General features: G+C 38.9%; 19 protein-coding genes. 14 read left to right on the top strand and 5 right to left on the bottom strand.

Annotation, left to right across the window (positions count from 1 at the left end; genetic code table 11):
- Window positions 1–165: 165 nt before the first annotated feature.
- The 3 genes from ACDX78_RS01095 to ACDX78_RS01085 are packed head-to-tail and all read left to right on the top strand — an operon-like array spanning window position 166 to window position 2723.
- Window positions 166–1332, top strand: coding sequence for an NAD(P)/FAD-dependent oxidoreductase (locus ACDX78_RS01095; protein WP_486024611.1), 1167 nt, complete (start codon window positions 166–168; stop codon window positions 1330–1332).
- 33 nt (window positions 1333–1365) lie between these two features.
- Window positions 1366–1680, top strand: a complete 315-nt coding sequence (locus tag ACDX78_RS01090) for a hypothetical protein (protein WP_486024609.1) — start codon at window positions 1366–1368, stop codon at window positions 1678–1680.
- Complete coding sequence (locus ACDX78_RS01085) at window positions 1638–2723, top strand: sodium-dependent transporter (RefSeq protein WP_486024607.1); 1086 nt, start codon at window positions 1638–1640, stop codon at window positions 2721–2723. Before ACDX78_RS01090 ends, ACDX78_RS01085 begins: the two co-directional genes overlap by 43 nt.
- 43 nt (window positions 2724–2766) lie before the next feature.
- Here ACDX78_RS01085 and hpaB read toward each other — a convergent pair whose 3' ends face one another.
- On the bottom strand, window positions 2767–4164 hold the full coding sequence (gene hpaB / locus ACDX78_RS01080) for a 4-hydroxyphenylacetate 3-monooxygenase, oxygenase component (protein WP_486024606.1): 1398 nt from the start codon (window positions 4162–4164) through the stop codon (window positions 2767–2769).
- A gap of 301 nt (window positions 4165–4465) precedes the next feature.
- Here hpaB and ACDX78_RS01075 point away from each other — a divergent pair, with 301 nt between their 5' ends.
- From ACDX78_RS01075 to ACDX78_RS01060, 4 genes are all read left to right on the top strand, one after another.
- Window positions 4466–7231 carry a UPF0182 family membrane protein gene (locus tag ACDX78_RS01075; protein WP_486024869.1) on the top strand — a complete coding sequence of 922 codons (2766 nt, stop codon included), beginning with the start codon at window positions 4466–4468 and terminating at the stop codon, window positions 7229–7231.
- Window positions 7232–7463: 232 nt separating this feature from the next.
- Window positions 7464–7679, top strand: coding sequence for a hypothetical protein (locus tag ACDX78_RS01070; protein WP_486024604.1), 216 nt, complete (start codon window positions 7464–7466; stop codon window positions 7677–7679).
- 26 nt (window positions 7680–7705) lie between these two features.
- Window positions 7706–9148: a sodium:solute symporter family protein gene (locus ACDX78_RS01065; RefSeq protein WP_486024603.1), complete on the top strand. Its 1443-nt coding sequence runs from the start codon at window positions 7706–7708 to the stop codon at window positions 9146–9148.
- A gap of 21 nt (window positions 9149–9169) precedes the next feature.
- Window positions 9170–9763 (top strand): hypothetical protein, encoded by a 594-nt coding sequence (locus ACDX78_RS01060; RefSeq protein ID WP_486024602.1) that lies wholly within the window; start codon window positions 9170–9172, stop codon window positions 9761–9763.
- 236 nt (window positions 9764–9999) lie between these two features.
- Here ACDX78_RS01060 and ACDX78_RS01055 read toward each other — a convergent pair whose 3' ends face one another.
- A complete protein-coding gene (locus ACDX78_RS01055) occupies window positions 10000–10188 on the bottom strand; it encodes a YjcZ family sporulation protein (protein WP_486024600.1) in 189 nt (62 codons plus the stop codon).
- Window positions 10189–10221: 33 nt separating this feature from the next.
- The gene (locus ACDX78_RS01050) at window positions 10222–10332 is read right to left on the bottom strand and encodes a YjcZ family sporulation protein (protein WP_486024599.1); all 111 of its coding nucleotides are present in this window, start codon (window positions 10330–10332) and stop codon (window positions 10222–10224) included.
- Between the two features lie 267 nt (window positions 10333–10599).
- Between ACDX78_RS01050 and ACDX78_RS01045 the strand changes: the two genes are divergently transcribed.
- Window positions 10600–10857, top strand: coding sequence for a hypothetical protein (locus tag ACDX78_RS01045; protein WP_486024598.1), 258 nt, complete (start codon window positions 10600–10602; stop codon window positions 10855–10857).
- Window positions 10858–11228: 371 nt separating this feature from the next.
- A complete protein-coding gene (locus tag ACDX78_RS01040) occupies window positions 11229–11486 on the top strand; it encodes a hypothetical protein (RefSeq protein WP_486024597.1) in 258 nt (85 codons plus the stop codon).
- A 164-nt stretch (window positions 11487–11650) separates the two neighbouring features.
- Here the strand turns inward: ACDX78_RS01040 and ACDX78_RS01035 are convergent, their stop codons facing one another.
- Complete coding sequence (locus tag ACDX78_RS01035; protein WP_486024595.1) at window positions 11651–12439, bottom strand: DUF2268 domain-containing putative Zn-dependent protease; 789 nt, start codon at window positions 12437–12439, stop codon at window positions 11651–11653.
- A gap of 149 nt (window positions 12440–12588) precedes the next feature.
- On the opposite strand from ACDX78_RS01035, the gene ACDX78_RS01030 reads away from it, so the two are divergent.
- Window positions 12589–13053 (top strand): GNAT family N-acetyltransferase, encoded by a 465-nt coding sequence (locus ACDX78_RS01030; RefSeq protein ID WP_486024594.1) that lies wholly within the window; start codon window positions 12589–12591, stop codon window positions 13051–13053.
- 34 nt (window positions 13054–13087) lie between these two features.
- On the top strand, window positions 13088–13225 hold the full coding sequence (locus ACDX78_RS01025; RefSeq protein WP_486024593.1) for a hypothetical protein: 138 nt from the start codon (window positions 13088–13090) through the stop codon (window positions 13223–13225).
- Window positions 13226–13272: 47 nt separating this feature from the next.
- Here ACDX78_RS01025 and ACDX78_RS01020 read toward each other — a convergent pair whose 3' ends face one another.
- Window positions 13273–13443 carry a hypothetical protein gene (locus tag ACDX78_RS01020; RefSeq protein WP_486024592.1) on the bottom strand — a complete coding sequence of 57 codons (171 nt, stop codon included), beginning with the start codon at window positions 13441–13443 and terminating at the stop codon, window positions 13273–13275.
- Between the two features lie 149 nt (window positions 13444–13592).
- Here ACDX78_RS01020 and ACDX78_RS01015 point away from each other — a divergent pair, with 149 nt between their 5' ends.
- The 3 genes from ACDX78_RS01015 to ACDX78_RS01005 all read left to right on the top strand — a co-directional run bounded on the left by ACDX78_RS01015 (window position 13593) and on the right by ACDX78_RS01005 (window position 17825).
- Window positions 13593–14030, top strand: a complete 438-nt coding sequence (locus tag ACDX78_RS01015) for a CBS domain-containing protein (RefSeq protein WP_486024591.1) — start codon at window positions 13593–13595, stop codon at window positions 14028–14030.
- Between the two features lie 295 nt (window positions 14031–14325).
- Window positions 14326–15507, top strand: coding sequence for a cation:proton antiporter (locus tag ACDX78_RS01010; protein ID WP_486024590.1), 1182 nt, complete (start codon window positions 14326–14328; stop codon window positions 15505–15507).
- A gap of 155 nt (window positions 15508–15662) precedes the next feature.
- Window positions 15663–17825, top strand: coding sequence for a type IA DNA topoisomerase (locus tag ACDX78_RS01005; protein WP_486024589.1), 2163 nt, complete (start codon window positions 15663–15665; stop codon window positions 17823–17825).
- Window positions 17826–17858: the final 33 nt, after the last annotated feature.

Below are 17858 nucleotides of genomic sequence, written 5' to 3'. Positions count from 1 at the left end.
TGCTTTAAACATTAGGTGTGCTATACAAGCTTTAATTTCAAATTGAGAACAGAAAAACAGTAATTTTTAGTTAATTTGCCTATAGCATATAAAAATAAAATAAGATATAACTAAATGAAATCGCAATTAGGAATTGTCTAATTTTATTTACATGAGGTGATTTATATGGCAAATAAAACAGATATCATCATTATTGGCGGAGGTGTAATTGGTTCAAGTATTGCTTACAACTTACTGAATGACGGATATACAGGGGAAGTTACGGTTTTTGAGAAGGATAAGGTATATGAATTGGCTTCTACGCCAAGAAGCGCCGGCGGGTTCAGACAGCTGTTTACAACAGGGATCAATGTACAAATCAGCCGTTATGGATTAAAGAAATATACCACGTTTGCAGAAGATATGGCAATCGGAAATGAGAAAGCGGAAATTGACTTTAAGCAACCTGGTTATCTCTTTCTGGCCAAAAATGAAAATATTGATCAATTAAAGAAACAGATGGAGCTGCAGCAAAGCTATGGTGTTCCCTCAGAATTGCTGTCAAAGGAGGAATTACAGTCGATTATACCTGAATTGCATATGGAAGATCTGCAGGGAGGGCTGTACTGCGGGGAAGATGGATACTTGGATCCGTATTCCGTAATGCAGGGATATGCTCGAAAAGCGAAAGAGCTAGGAGCAAATTATGTATATGAGGAGGTAGGTGCAGTAAAGTCAGATCGAGGGAGAGTGACCGGCGTCCATTTGAAAAATGGGGGAACATATGAGGCTTCTACAGTAATTAATTGTGCAGGACCATGGGCTCCAATGTTAAGCGAGCAGGCAGGATTGCCGATACCGGTAGTGCCGCTGAAAAGGCAAGTCATTCAATTTGATGTGGCAGATCCACTAACAAATCAGCTGCCACTAACGGTGGATCCAACAGGTGTTTATTTCAGGCATGAAGGAACCTCCATTATTTCGGGATACGGAGAAAAAGTAAAGCCGGGGATCGATTTCAGGTGGCACCGCTCTTTCTTTGAAGAACTGCTATGGCCAGTGCTGGCTGAACGTATTCCGAATTTTGAAAGAGCAAAAATTACCGGCGGTTGGGCAGGAATGTACAGCCACAATACAGAGGATCAAAATGCGATCATCGGTGGTCATCCGAAAATGGAAGGATATTTTATGGCAGTCGGATTCAGCGGACATGGAATGCAGCAGGCACCTGCTGTAGGGAAAGGGCTGTCTGAGCTGATTCGAACAGGTAGATATGCAACATTGGATCTGCGTCCACTTAGGTTTGAACGATTTGCAGAAAGAGAGCTGGTTATCGAAGGGGCAATCGTGTAGCTGTAATACACAATTCATAGAGAGGAGAATTTCATGAGTGATCCCATAATGGAAAAGAAAAGAGAAAATTGGGGTAGCAGAATTGGGTTTATCATGGCGGCATCCGGGTTTGCCATTGGGTTAGGAAATATTTGGAGGTTTCCATACGTTGTTGGAGAAAATGGAGGAGGTGCTTTTCTCCTTATTTATATAGCGATGGTCATTTTAATAGGTATACCTTTATTCTATGTTGAAGCTGGTCTTGGAAGGAAGGCACAGGCTGGTGCTATTACCGGAATGCGAAAATTGACGAAGAATGGCAGCCCGTGGGTGTCCATAGGGGGCTCGGTGTACTTACGACTTTATTAATTTTTTCGTACTACTTAATGATCATGGGTTGGCTTTTTGCCTATTTTGTGAAAGTGGGACTTGGCACTTTCCAGGGGGTAACATCTGAGCAGGCAGCAGTCATTTATGAAGATTTTGTAGCAAATCCGTGGCTTGTAATCGGATACACTATCATTCCAACATTAATTCTGGCTTTTGTAGTAGTGAAAGGGTTAAAAGATGGAACTGAAAAATTTGTGAAAGTATTAATGCCGCTATTAATCATAATGTTGATTGTTTTAGCTGTATTTTCACTTTCCTTGCAGGGTTCGTGGGAAGGGTTTGTATGGTATCTGCAGCCGGACTTTTCTCAAATTACCGGTAGCACATTACTGGAGGCGCTGGGTCAGGCATTCTTCTCTATAGGTATCGGATTTGCAGCTGCTTTTACTTATGGAAGTTATTTAAACAAAAACAATTCTAATCTTGTGATAGACGGTGCTTGGGTAATCTCGCTTGATACATTTGTCGCTTTCATATCGGGTTTGGTCATATTTCCGGCATTATTTGCCTTCAATATGGCTCCGGATTCAGGGCCTGGACTGCTTTTCCTGACGCTTCCATCTATATTTGATCAAATGCCTGGAGGTACTATATTCGGGTTAGTGTTCTTCCTCCTGTTTATTATAGCAGCACTTACAACCGGAGCAGGATTTGTAGAAACACTGGCAGCCAACGCCTCCGAGCTGCTCAATCTGGAACGTAAGGCAAGTGTCTGGCTTGTAACAGCAGTAAGCTTCGTGTTGGCAATCCCGTCCATATTATCTCAGGGGCCGTGGTCAAATATACAGATTTTCGGAATGGATATATTCACATTTATTGATTACTTCTCGGGAAATATTATGCTCGTCGTAGGAGCACTCTTGCTTTCCCTGTATGTTGTATTTAAATGGAAAACGGAGAATTTCATTGATGATATCAATGTGGGAACGACAGATGTAAAAATTCCTTATGTAGTAAAGCCGATTATCACTTTTGCTATTCCAATTGTAATCGCTACCATTTTTATTAGCAGCTTTATTTAAAAGAAAAGGATCCTGGCTTTTGAGTCAGGATCCATTAGTTAACCTAAGAAAAATAACTCAGGTACATTCCAGTGGCAAACGTACTTGGATTTCCAAAGAAGAAACGTTCATACTGTGTTTGCCTTGTTCCAAATGGGCTCATCGTTGCATCCCAGGCCAGACGAAACAGTTTTACACGTTCCTCAGCATCTAATTTGGCACTTTGTAAATACTGATCCAGCAACGGCCGTATTCCCGACTTGAAATCCGCTTCCCTTGGTATGGTAACCAAACCGCTTGCGCCAAGTAACTGTATAATCTCAATCATACGCGGATACATTTTCACAAAATAGCTATTAGCAGATTGCAAAGCTGCTATTTCCGGACGCATTAGTCCGAATTCATCAATTGCAGCATTTGCTTCGGCCTTTAATAGTAGTGCTTTCATAGATTCATACGTTACAATCATTTCTGCCATTTTTTCGTGAACATGTGAATAGCTTCCAATATCAATGGTTTGGATAATTTCTTCAGCTAGTTCTAAAAGAAATTCGGTCTTTACGATTCTTCTGTTCAACACCTGATGCAGGGCAAATGGGCGAAATGCGCTCTCACCCTGAAAACTGTTTGCCACTTCCATGTTTTTATAAAAGAAAACTCGGTCCCATGGAATAATAACATCCTGAAAAACTACAATGGTATCCATTTCTTCAAACCTGGAAGACAACGGGTAGTTATATGAGGAATCACCCATATGAAAGGATTCCCGGCATAGAAAAGACAACCCGTCTGTATCACTTGGTATGGAAAAAGCAAACGCGTGAGCAGGTTCGTTCACGCCCCCCGGAGAAAGGACAAGCAATTCATCTGTAATTCCCCCTTGGGTTGCGAGCAGCTTTGCCCCTTTTATAACAAGTCCTTCTTTTGTTTCTTCCATAATTTTAGCGGCAATCGGTTCATCGTCTTCTTCCATATAAAATGGTGATCGATTTACCTGAGGATTAACAAATGTATGTGTGAAAGAAAGGTCTTTTTCCCGTGCATATTCATAGAAATTTAAGAGGTTATCGGGAAAGCAGTTTTCTTTGCCTTTCAAAAGATGAGCGGAGGCAGCTAAAGCCATAATTACTGTGTTCATATAATCCGGACTTCTGCCAAGCATGCCATTTGTTAATTTCGCCCATGCTTGGATCATTTTGCTCCGTTTTTTCAGTTCATCTTTTGAAGTGGGCTTCAAATAAGAAGTGCCAATCCTGTTTCCGCTCACTGGCGATTCACATGTCATCAGGTTTAGTTTGCTATTATCATTCTGTAAATCATAAAGCACGGCTTGACTTTTTATAACTCCTTTAAACAAAGAATGTTCTGATTTTATTCCTTTGATTTTTTCTCCGTCATACCAGATCGTCGTGTTTAAACCGTCGATACGTTGAATATATTCATTTCCGGTAATTGCAGGCATTCATCTCCACCTCTGTTTAAAATAATAAAGTATACCTAATACCACTATATTATGTTGGAGAGAAATGGTTCGCCGAGGACGGTGATATTTTTAAAAGGAATACTTCAAGCTTAGGTTTCCAGCTATTTTTATCATCTATATAAACTGCACAGGACAAGTCTTTAGAACAAAATAATAATTTTATGAAACTATTTTCTTTTAAATACTTATACATATGAAAAGAAAGTGACCAGAAAATTTGTTATGATAGACTAGGAGTTATGTTAGAAACTTAGGGGGTACACCATTGGATTTTAATGAAATGAGTGAAGAACAAAAGCAAGCTTGGAAAAAGCGGGGGAACCGTATTGGAACTATTGTCGGTATTGTACTGCTTTTATTAATTATAGGAATAACATCCTACCAGTGGATCATTGACTATATTTGGATGGGGCACCTTGGATTTGAAACTGTATTTACAACTATCCTTGGCAGCAGGATTATGCTGGGGGTTATTGGATTTCTCCTATTTTCGATCCTGATGTATGTTACCCTTTCCTGGATACGTAAATCATACATTGGTCATTTAAGCAAAGAGCAGCTGCCTTCGCTTATTACGAATAAAAAACAAAGTATATGGGCGATGCTTGGGATTTCCGCCCTTGTTGGTTTAGTTGGCAGCAGTATTATTCAGGGGCTTGGCTGGGAACCACTGTTGAAGCTTTTAAATCATGCATCATTCGGGCAAACGGATCCATACTTTAATTTGGATATTTCATTTTTCGTATTTATCCTTCCGTTTTTACAATTTATTGTATATGTCTTATTGGGACTGGCAATCTTTTTTATTGCCATAGAAATTGCTGCCTATTCCGTATTTCATATTTACCGGATGAGCCGCTCTGCCCAGCTGCATATGGGTGTCACACTTAGCTTCATCGGTTTGTTGCTGGCAGGCTTACATGTACTAGCACCATATAACACATTGCTTACAAATAATGTTAATGTTTTTCAGAATAGTGTCGTGCATGGGTTAAGCTACACAGATGATTTGGTTAATATACCGGCAGCTTATATTTTAGCCGGTGCTGCAATTGTAGGGACCATTTGGATGATTATCTCCCTGGTTAGAGGGAAAATTACTGCTATGGCCATCCCGGTCATTGCTTATGTAGTACTTCTAATCGCGGCTCAAGGGGCTTCCGTGGCCGTCCAGCAATTTATGGTAAGTCCGAATGAGTTTTCCAGGGAAGAGCCTTATCTGCAACATAACTTGGATTATACAAGAGCAGCATATAATCTGGAGGACATCAATGAAGAAGAACACCCTGCTAATCCTTCGCTGGATGCAGATATGATAGAACGAAATGAGCTTACTATCAATAATGTTCGAATCAATGATGCAAGGCCATTACTTGATATTTATAATCAGTTGCAAACTTTCCGTACGTATTATCAATTTAATGATGTCGATGTTGACCGGTATGAAATTGATGGTGAGTATCAGCAAGTATTTATTGGCGCACGGGAATTGAGTACACAGGATTTGCCAGAACAAGCTCACACATGGGTGAACCGTACACTTCGCTATACACATGGTTATGGTGTGGCAATGAGTCATGTTAATGAGTTGACTGCGCAGGGACAGCCACAATACATGCTGAGCAACCTCCCGCCGCAAGGAGATTTAGATATCACTCGTCCGCAGATCTATTTTGGAGAGCAGAATGACTATGAAAATGTAATTGTCAATACAGAAGTGGATGAATTTGATTATCCATCAGGCGAAGAAAATATAAATTATCGTTATGAAGGAGATGTTGGTATTCCAATGACCTTTATGAATCGATTGTTATTTGCCATTAATGAAGGATCCTTCCGTATGCTGGTTTCAGATCAGGTTCATTCGGAGAGTTTGCTGATGGAGACCCGTAATATTATGGATCGGGTACAACGAATTGCTCCATTTTTCGATTATGACAATGACCCATATATTTTCATCAGAGATGATGGTTCTCTCGCCTGGATGATGGATGCCTATTTAACTGCAGAACGTTATCCGTATGCTGAAGCGCATCAAGGGAATGAAAATTATATAAGAAATTCAGTGAAAGTTGTTGTTGATGCCTATACTGGGGAAGTGGATTTCTATCCGGTTGAACCTGAAGATCCATTGCTGCAGACATATCAGAATATATTCCCTGATTTATTCACAGAGGAAATACCAGAAGATGTCCAGGGACATTTTCGTTATCCGGAAAGACTGTTTAAAATTCAGGCTGACATGTATGGTACCTACCATATGACCAATTTGGAAGTATTCTATAATAGAGAAGATAATTGGGAATTCCCAACCGAAAGATACTTCAATGAGGATATCGAAATGGACCCATACTACATTACCATGGTTCTGCCTGGATATGAGGAAGAAGAATTTATTTTAATGACGCCTTATTCCCCTAGAAACCGGCAAAATATGGTTGCTTGGATGGGCGTCCGGAACGATGGGGACAATTATGGTGAAATGTTCGTACACCGGTTCCCGCAACAGCGGAATGTATATGGTCCTCAGCAGATTGAGAACCGGATTAATCAGGATCCAAGGATTTCCCAGGAACTGAATCTCTGGTCACAGGGTGGTTCGGAAGTGATCCGAGGAAACTTATTAACTATTCCTATTGAAGATACCGTCATGTATGTGGAACCAGTATATATTGAATCCTCCAATCAGACTTCATTACCGGAAGTACAACAAATGATTGTTGCTTATGAGGATGAAATAGTCATGGCAGCTACATTCGATGAGGCTTTGGAACAGATACTGTCACTCGTGGATCCGGATTTTGAAACGGATATAGAAATTCCTGAAGAGCCTGTAGATCCAGAGGAAATCGAAGACCCGGCAGACCCTGAAGAGGAGATAGAGGATCCAGTTGAACCTGCAGATCCTGCGGAGGGTGCTGACGAAATATTAATCGAGCTTTCGGATTTATTTGAGGCATACCAGGAGGCCATGTCCAATGGAGATTGGGCAGAAGCAGGAAGTATCATGGAAGAAATAGAAGCACGTTTAAATCAAATGCAATAAATGAGAAAGGCGTTCCATGCAAATGGGACGCTTTTACTTTTTGCCATTAACTGGGGACGGTTCTCTTGTTTCAAAAAAATGAAATTTCTGTAAATAAAACAGGAGACCCGTCCCTTTATTTATAAATTTTGTATCATAAATTGTAACAAATATATGAACGTGTTTTTTGAAATTTCATTTCAATTCCAATATAATGAAATATTATAAATAGTAAAGGGAGGTAGTATGTTCTATGGCATCAAGATCAAAGTTTAAGGATCCGGGTCTCATATTAACGGTACTTCTGGTCGCTTATGCATTATTGGTTTTTGTTTGGTGGCCAACGGATATTTATGTGGCTGGAATATCTCTTGTAGCATGGCTCATGTTTATTGGATTATTTTACTGGTATTTACTCGGCGTTATTTATACGGTATGGATTGAACGAATAGAAAAAGATAACAAATAGGGTGTAGAAAGTGAGGGGATTTATGCATGCAACTAACAGAGGGTATTATTCTATTAATGTATTTATTACTTATGACAATTATCGGTATTTATTTTTACCGGCGGGCACGTAAGTCGGAAAGTGATTATTTTACTGCGGGGCAAAGCATTAATACATTTGTAGGGGCATTTGCTATTTTTGCAGCAGTAACAAGCTCCAGTTCCCTGATGGGAGCGGTAGGATCAGGGGTGACGCTTGGTCTGCCGTATTTCTTTACCTATGCCTTTGGTGTTATTGCTATTTTGCCATTTGCCATGTTTTTAATTTCCGGCCAGGTACGCCGTGCCGGAGTAAAAACAATGCCCGATTTTTTCAACCAGCGGTTTGGGACTTCTGTACAAATTCTATCGGCAATTATAGTGGTAGTCGGTATGACTTTTTATATGGTACCACAATTAACAGCAGCGGGACTGATTGGATCTTACGTGCTGGGTATTGATTATGTTACTGCCACTATAATTCTCGGACTTGGCTTCACGATTTATGCCGCACTGGGCGGTATGTGGGCTATTACTTTTACTGACCTGATCCAGGGAGCCATTATGCTTATAGGTATTATTATTTTAGCAGCGTTTATATGGGTCGATTTTAACAGCATAGGTAATTTACTTAACAGCGCGCTGGCAGTTGATCCGAATTTCGGGGATATCACACAGCCCTGGATGTCATATTTCGGATTATTTATTGCGTTTCTGTGGTTTGGTATTATTTCGCCATCTGTCGTAATGCGTAATTTTGCTTCTCGGGATGCTAAAACAGCACGACGTTCATCAATGTGGGCAACATTATTATATTTATTATTATTTGTTGGGGGATTCTTTGTTGCAGCAGCCGGTGCAAGCCTCGACATTGTAGGAACATTGGATAATACGGATATGATCTTTGTGTCTGTTATTGAACACTATCTGCCACCGATTATAGGCGGAATTATGCTTGCGGGTTTACTGGCGGCCATTATGTCATCCGCAGATGCGATGCTGCTTGCAATATCTGCCGGGGTGGCACATGATATATATAAAGCACATATAAACAAACAAGCCAGTGAGCGATTTGTTACTTTAGTCGGTCTTGTGGTAATGTTTGTTGCGGTTATCATCGGAATTGCCATTGCGATAAATCCGCCTGGAATCATTGCTATCATGGTCGGATGGGTAGGTGGATTTTTACTGTCTTCCTTTGGTTTTCCATTTGTGCTTGGTATATGGTGGAAAAGAGCGAACAGACAAGCTGCGTTTATTGGTATGCTGGGAGGGGCAATCACTTTCTTAATTCTCGTTTCCATGCAGGTACTACCTACGAACGCAGAACCAATTATCGCGGCACCGCTTTCACTTATTTTAATGATTGTTGTCAGCTTAATGACAGAGCCTCCATCAAAAGAAATACAGGCAAAAGTGGATATGTATCATTCGCATCTGGACAGTAAATAAATGAGAAAAGGATAGATTATTATGCAAACAAATAAAATGGCCGTAAAAAAAATACAGCGAATTGGCAATAAGACAATTGCTGATGAAATGCTTTATAAATCTATCTATAAAAGTTTAGGTGTGAAGGGGAGGGTGAGTAAAAAAATCAGCCCCGATTATATTCGTCATCATCTTTTGAAAAAGGAACTGATTTATCACCCGTTCTGGATTGTCAAAAACTTAGTAATCGCTGAACGCCCTCCGTTTCCATCAAAAAAAATGCCAAATGTCATTTTTATTGATGCAGTATCGGGGTATCGCGGTTTATTTTCAAAGATTCCTCCGATTACAGAAGAAGAAGTAGAAGCACATGCTTTAGCAACATTACGGATTAGCATGGATGAAGATGTGACTAAGTATATAAGAAATGTGCAGGAAAAACAAATCAATCGCTCCTATGTTTTAAAAAAGCCAAAACATGAAGTAAAGGAAATTACGCTTGTTTATTTACCGATATGGAAGGCGAAGGTAAAGAGTGATGAGCTAGATGAAACTTTCTATATTAATGGGAACACCGGTGAATCGGAGAAGTTTATGAGTGATCGTTGGGAAAGAGGGAAGGATTTGCTTGAATAATTAATTTGCTTATAGGAGATGTCTTTCATAAGCAGAAAAACTCACTTATGATGGGCAGCCCTTTATGAGTGTACAAAGCCATTAGCCAAGCGAAGAAAGTGGACTGCCTCTATCACATGGAGAAGAGAGCAGGAAAATCCCTGCTCTCTACATTTTTTATTTAAAAAGAGTGGTCACGTATTTGGAGAGAAAGTAGCTGATATAGCTCTTATGAGCAAAAGTTACATCAATAGTTTTTAAAACCAGGCTGCTCCAACGATAATAAGCAGAATAAACAGTACAACAATCAAGGCAAAACCTCTACCGCCGCCAAATCCTGCGCCGCCAGCTGGGGCACCATATCCGGCGCCACATGCACCAGCTCCGGCAACTTGACCGCCGTAGCCGCCGCCATAACCAAAACCTGGTCCATAACCGAATCCCATATTTAACCTCCTAACGATGCTGTGATTTTAAAATTAATAGCCATAGCCTACAAAGGAAGCTCCTACAATAATAAGCAGAATAAATAATACAACAATAAAGGCGAAACCTCCGCCATAACCAACTCCTGCAGCTGGTGCACCCATCAATAACACCTCCCTAACTATCTAACATTAATATATGGTAAATACCCTATAAGGGAACTGGATAGGTACCTAGAAAGATGAAATTAGGCACTTTTTTAATGATTTACATTCTCTCTGTAACTAGTACGATACTTTCATAATAAGCATTTTGTAACTAAAAAGCATGGGGTTTTTGTATTTCCGCGTTCTTTCCATTGCATATGTCCATTGCGTATAGTTTGGTATGTTCATATATTGTTATAACCAGATCAATATGGAGGTGATTTAATGTCGGTTGCACATTATCATGGGCTTTGCCAAAGATATATGGGCAGACCTGTTGAAGTTAGAATGAAAGACGGAAAAGTTCACAGAGGTATTATTAAACATGTTGATGGAAGAAACGTATATTTACAACCACTCGGCGGAGCTGGAGGTCTAGGCGGCTTTGGCTGGGGATGGGGCTGGGGAATCGGCGGTTTCGGCATCGGGTTAGCACTTGGTGGAATTGTAGGATTAGCTTTATTACCCCTATTCTTTATTTAAATGGATAATAAAATAGTTAAGAAATGAATGAAAGTAAACAAAGTAAAAGAGGCAGTTGGGCTGTAAGCAAATCTGTCTCTAATTTTGATTATACTTGTAAAAATTTGTATTGGATTTTGTAACAAATAACGTTTATAGGATTTTGAAGTTTTATCAATGAAAGTATACGCTTTCCCTTTACTTGAAGCGTATCTGGTTCTGATACTCATATGGCAGCTGACTTCTCTCAAGCAAGGAAAAAAGAAGTTTTACTGTATTTCACATTGGATATTCCAAGTTGTATTTCTATAGCTTTTTATTATATCTGTCCATTACGCTTAGCTGGATAAGTTCATATATTGTTATAACTGGATCTTTATGGAGGTGATTTAGTGTCGGTTGCACATTATCATGGACTTTGCCAGAAATATAAGGGAAGAGCTGTTGAAATTAGAATGAAAGACGGAAGTGTTCACAGAGGTATTATTCGGCATGTTGATGGATCAAACGTATTTATACACCCACTTGGCGGAGCTGGTGGCCTAGGTGGCTTTGGGTGGGGCCTAGGCTGGGGGATCGGAGGCTTCGGTATCGGGTTAGCACTTGGTGGAATTGCAGGATTAGCCTTAATGCCTGGTTTCTTTATTTAAAAGAATATCAAAAAATTTGATAAACGATTTAAAATAAAAAAGTGAAAAGAGGCAGATAGGCTGAAGGATGTCTGTCTCTTATTTTTGTTTCACTTGTTAAATATAATTTCGATTATGTGAATGAAAATACACTTTTTTAGATGGAACCGTAGTGCGGCAGTAATTTATTTTTTTGTTTTCAATTGAGAAATCTCTTCAGAAGATAACGTCATTAGGTCTTTTGTACTAACATTATTTTCTGTCGCATATTTTTGCACAAGATAGTATCCAACGCTGTAACCGAGCATTTTCGGCTGGAAGTGTAAGCCATATAATAAAGCTTGATGATTTCGGTCTGATTTGGAAATATTGCTGTTTGGAGATAGCTTTGTTTTCCACCATTTTTCAAGCATTTCATCTGAATAATATTTACACCAGCTTGCTACGTAATCCTCCCCAAGTTTCTCATGAACCGCCTGTTCAGCCAATCCTTCCAAGATAACGGAGTCCAGTAACTTATAATCCTGTTCTTTTTTTGCATATTTTTCCAGTCTGCAGACATGGTTATATTCATGAATGAGTAGTGCTTTCGTTTCCGTTTTGGAAGTTTCATCAGAAATAAACAGAAATAATTTATCTCTAAAAGCAAGTCCTGATTTCCCGTTACTCTCTTGTTTTAATTTTCGGTTATACGGATCAGAAGGAAAAATAAAAATCGGGATATCCGGTCCATCCCAAATGTCTTTTAAATGTGTAAATTCCTTTTGAACATAACTCCAAACTTTTTTCTGCTGCAAACGCCGGATAAGCTTTTCACCATTTTTTAATGGAATTTGATACATACCATTTACCGTTAAATGATGATATATATCTGCAGCATCAGCTCCGGGGAATAATTTTTCCATTTTTTCACATACTTTTATCGGATCATCATAGGCATTCGATAGCCATTTATCTGTAGAAATAACTCCCATTGGTTTTCACCTGATTTCTTCATTTATTATTTAGCCTATGATTTTTCAAGGCTGGTGTTCATTACTGCAGGTAAATCTCCACCTGTACATGTAACTAATTTAAACATCATTCCATAAACTATTGAATCAGGGAATCGTGGAGGGAGAATATGACTATACGAAAAGCTACCAGTAATGAGACGGCAAAAATACTTGAACACTCGCTTGTTGTGTTGAAGGAAGCAAGTATGGGATACGTTACCCCGAAAAAAGCAAAAGCAATCCAGCATACGGAAAGCTTTATATCAAACGGAGGATATTACCTTGTTTGCAGTGAAGAAGAAGTAATCAAAGGATGGATCGGTCTCAGCAATGGGATGGATTATAATACCGATGAGCCGATCGGTTTTATATCAGAGCTTTTTATCATCCCAACTTGGCGAAAACAGGGAATAGCAGAAAAGTTACTTAGAGAGGCGCTTGTACAGTTTGAAAAGCTGGGGTACGAGCGCGTACAATTAAACATTTATGCAGGTAATAAAGCAAAAACATTATATGAAAAAATTGGATTTCACGATATATCTACGATTATGGAAAAGAATATAAATGAAACGCAAGCAAATTGGACAAAGTAAGCATGAAGTAGCATATAGTCAGGAGGTCTGTAATGTGCAAAAAAATAAGAAATCTAAGCAAGAACGGGAAAATAGCAGACTAACCCGTTCAGGTCAAACAGTTGAAAAAGAAGCTGAAGTCAAATCAGAAAAGCTGCGTTATAAAAACGCTGATTCCATTTATGATATTTAAATGAAAATAAAAGTGAAGAACCATGCTTTCGTTCTTCACTTTCGTTCTTATCCGTCAGTTTGCTCGTATTCATCATAGACAAGCCGCGTTACACGGGTGGATTCACCTTTTTTTACTTCTTTCTCATTTGCTTTATTGCCGAAAGAATCATCAGGATCTATACCTGGAGCCTCTGTATTGAGTATTTTATGCTCTTTTTTATCTTTATTATTTCGCAATAAAATCCCTCCATTCTTTTTTTATTCTACCAATTATCTCAGGAGCAATTCATTTATAAACTGGAAAATGGTGGCTGCAAGAAAGAAAAAAATACCTTTCATATTTTAAAAAACATCATCCAACCTATAGACGAAAGGGAGGTTTTTTAATGAGCCAGCAATTACGGAATATCATGACATCAGATGTTTATACAGTGAATGAAACACAATCAGTCCAGGAAGCAGCGGCCATCATGAGTGAATTTAATATTGGGTCTATGCCAGTAATTAATAATAACGGTGAAATGGTAGGTATCATCACGGACCGAGACATCACGCTCCGCTCAACTGCTCAGGGCGAAGCTGCCGGAACAAAAGTTTCAGATGTAATGACAGCCCAACAGGTTGTTCAAGGTTCCCCTGAGATGAATGTTGAACAAGCAGCAGAATTAATGTCTCAGCAACAAGTCCGCCGCTTGCCTGTTGTAGAAAATGGGCAAGTTGTTGGTGTGGTTGCACTTGAAGATATGGCAGTGGACAGTCACTATGACGATGAGGCAGAAGAAGCATTAAGCAGTATTTCAACCCCTTCAGCGCCTCAAAAGTAACTGATGCCGACAATTCGTAACTATGTTGTAAGATTTTATTAAGCCTTACCTTCTTTGCGCAGGCTGTTTCAGATCAATTTTTGAAGCAGCCTGTTTTTTATTCTGCCATCATTTGTGGCCATTTCGTTTAGTTATATTTAATCAGGGGAATATCCCATTCAATTAATCTTTCATGGAAAAAGATTTAGATTTTTTTGTTGTAATAATATACATGGTGTTTAGGTTGTATTACATGCCAGAAAAAGATTCCATTTTATCTACTCAATTTACTTAACTGCGGGAGGAGGAATTTTTATTGGATAGTTATCAGGTTCTGTTATTAATTGTCATTGGCTATATCGTTTATTCGATCGATAAGAAGCAGGAGTTTTTTCCAGTTCCAGTGGTCTTGCTGGGATTAGGTATTGTTTTATCATTTATTCCATATTTCGAAAACATGTCTATTACTCAGGATATTATATTTCTTGTGTTTTTGCCTGCTGTTCTTTTTGTTTCGGCTTATCAATTTCCACTTGATATTTTGCGCAAGGAGAAGTGGATAATTGGCAGTCTGGGGACATTAGGGGTGTTATTAAATGTTATCGTTTTAGGAGCAGGCATTTTTGCAGTCGGCAATATTTTTATTAACATTTCTTTTGTTGCTTCTTTGCTTATTGCCGCGATACTTGCTCCGACAGATCCGGTTTCCGTTGTATCTATCCTGAAAAAATCATTAAATAATGAAAAACTGGCAGATATTGTAGAAGGGGAATCTTTATTAAACGACGGGACAAGTATTGTTTTATATACCGTCCTTTTGGGGATGTTAATCAATCAAACAAGCTTTGCTCCCATGTTATTTCTCGGTGAATTCCTTGTCGTCTCGATTGGAGGAATTTTAATTGGGCTTACTTTTGGCTGGGTGATGAGTAAAGCTGTTTCCTATTCAGAAAGCTGGCAATATCAAGTTATGCTCAGTATTATTATTGCATACGGCAGCTTTCATCTAGGTGAACTGCTTAGTGTTTCTGGTGTTTTGGCAACAGTTACTGCCGGTATAATGCTTTCATATGAATTCGGAAAAAATATTAAAGATGAAAAACATTTTTATGAGGCATTGAATGGTTTTTGGGAAGTTGCAGAGCCATCTATTCTTTCCATTATGTTCTTGTTAATTGGTATTTTGACCATGGATTATCTTTTATTCTCAGAATGGATACTTATCACTATTATTTTTGTATTTTCATTGATAGTGCGATTTATTATTTTAAGTGGTATAACCCAGTTCATTCCTACATGGAGACGTGAATTTTCGATAAAAGATGTTGGAATAATTTCTTTCTCGGGGATAAAAGGCGCCGTTTCGGTCGTGTTGCTTTTAGGACTGGAAACAGCAGCGCAAGACGACGATACGCTCATTTCATTAGCTTTTGGCGCAATTATATTATCACTGGTGATCCAGAGCTTCGCAGTATACCCGCTTTCAAAAAAACTGTAAACATAGGGATAGTTCTCTAGTTTCGATTGGTGAAAAAAGTGGAGAGCTGACTCTGTGTTTCTTATTTAAAGTTGTGGTAAAATATATGAAACTACGCTTATTTCTTCTGTCTCCTCGCGTTAAACACTCCATTATAATAGAAAAGGTGATCATGTATGAAATTAATTCTCGCAGAAAAACCCTCTGTAGCAAAAAATATCGCTGATGCTTTGAAAATAAAAACGAAAAAAGACGGTTATTTTGAAGGTGAAGATTATATCATTACCTGGGCTTTTGGGCATTTGGTGGAGCTTTATGACGCGAAAGATTACGACAATAAAATGTTGCACTGGAAAATGGATAACTTCCCGTTCATTCCTCAGGAATTTAAATATAAAATAAAAAGTAATCCCAGGGACAGGGGACAAATTGATCCTGGTGCTGCAAAACAAATGAAAGTTATACACCAATTAATTAAACTGCCGGATGTGGAAGGTATTATCTCTGCCTGTGATTATGACCGGGAAGGGCAATTAATTGGGGACAGTATTATCTACCGGGGAGGCAAACAAAAGAAACCTGTTTACCGATTATTGTTAAATGAGTGGACACCTGCTGAAGTGATGAAAGGGCTTGCGTCCATCAAACCAAACCAGGCAATGAAATCACTAAGAGACGCCGGTATCAGCAGGCAATGGGCAGATTGGCTGATTGGAATTAACTTGACTTCTGTTGCTACATTAAAATATCAGAAAGGGAAGGGAAAAGCACTTAATATTGGCCGTGTTCTCCTTCCAACACTCAAAATCATATATGATCGTGATAAGGAAATAGAAAAATTTGTTCCCGAAGATTATTTTAAACTAAGTGCAACGTTTCAAACTGCGGACGAAAAAGTGTATGAAGGTACCTATACAGAAGAGAAAAAGGAAAAATTTAAAAAGAAAGAAACGCTGGAAGAAATTCAGGAGGCAATCAAACAAAAACAAGGGACCATAACAGAAAAACAAATAGAGAAAAAGAAGGAATTCCCGCCGTTCCTTTTTAATCTTTCCAATCTGCAAGGGTATATTACAAATAAATATAAAGGCTGGACATCGGATAAAGTACTAAAAGCAGCACAATCCCTTTATGAAAAAAAATTGATTACATATCCAAGAACTGCAAGTACCGCGCTGGAAGAAAGTTTGACAGGAAAAACAGCTAAAGTGCTCAAAACGCACGCTGAAGATTTGCCATATAAAGATGAAATTAAATTTATGAAGACAAAGCGGGTATTTAACAATGCGAAAGTGGAAAGCCATAGTGCAATTACGCCTACTTATTTAAAGCCAAAACGGCTTTCACGCGATGAACAAATTGTCTACACGGCAATTAAGAATCGTTTTATTATGCAGTTCATGCCTGTAGCAGAATATGAAGAGACAAAACTAAGCACAGAAGTAAATGGCATAGATAGCGGTCTATTTATATCGAAAGGACGGGTGCAGCTCATCGAAGGGTGGAAAAAAGTTGAGCATATCCAGTCGAAAGAAGTTATTCTGCCATTCGTTAAAGAAAATGACAAAGTGAGTCTCATAGATTCCGAGGTTTCTTCCCATGTAACTAAACCGCCAAAAAACCATACGGAGAGAACATTGCTGCGAGTAATGGAGACGTGTGGTAAAAGCTATAAAGAAGATAATGAAGAAAGTATCGAAAGTATTTTATCCGGTTTTAGTATTGGAACTGCTGCCACCAGGGCAGAAACAATAAAGAAGCTTAAAGATGTAGGCTACATTAGTGCAAAAGGGAAAAATCTGGAATGTACAGCCCTTGGCAGAAAGCTTGTGGAAACTTTTCCAGTAAAAAATCTGTTTGACCTCGAGTTTACCGGCCGTCTTGAAAAATCATTGTCCGATATTCAAAAGGGAGCGGAAAGCAGAAGCACATTTCTGCAGCAGATTTTTACATTTACAAATGAATCAGTGGAAAAAATTAAAGAAGACCAGCAAGGAATCATCAATGAAATTCCTTCCACACCGAAAGAAGAGGAGGTTTTAGGTGCGTGTCCGCAATGCGGGAAAGCTGTTGTGGATGCTTATATTGGTTTTTCTTGTAAAGATTGGAAAAAGGGCTGTGACTTTATTGTCTGGAAGAATGATAAGTATTTGGCTGCTTTAAGGAAAAAACCAACAAAAACAATGGTGAAGCAACTATTAAAAAATAATAAAGCCTATGTAAAAGGGCTGACAAGCAAAAAAGGAAAGAAATTCAGTGCTTATTTGAGCTATCGGAAAAATAAGGATAATAGCTATTACAGCTGGGAAATGTCGTTTAAGAATAAATCCGGACGTTAACTTCATAGAGCAGCTAATCGTCCGGACTAAGTG

The sequence above is a fragment of the Virgibacillus oceani genome, from assembly GCF_041521345.1.
Taxonomy (GTDB): Bacteria; Bacillota; Bacilli; order Bacillales; family Amphibacillaceae; genus Virgibacillus_N; species Virgibacillus_N oceani_A.
The sequence above is the reverse complement of the archived record's forward strand: the minus strand, read 5'-3'. Positions and strand labels throughout refer to the sequence as shown.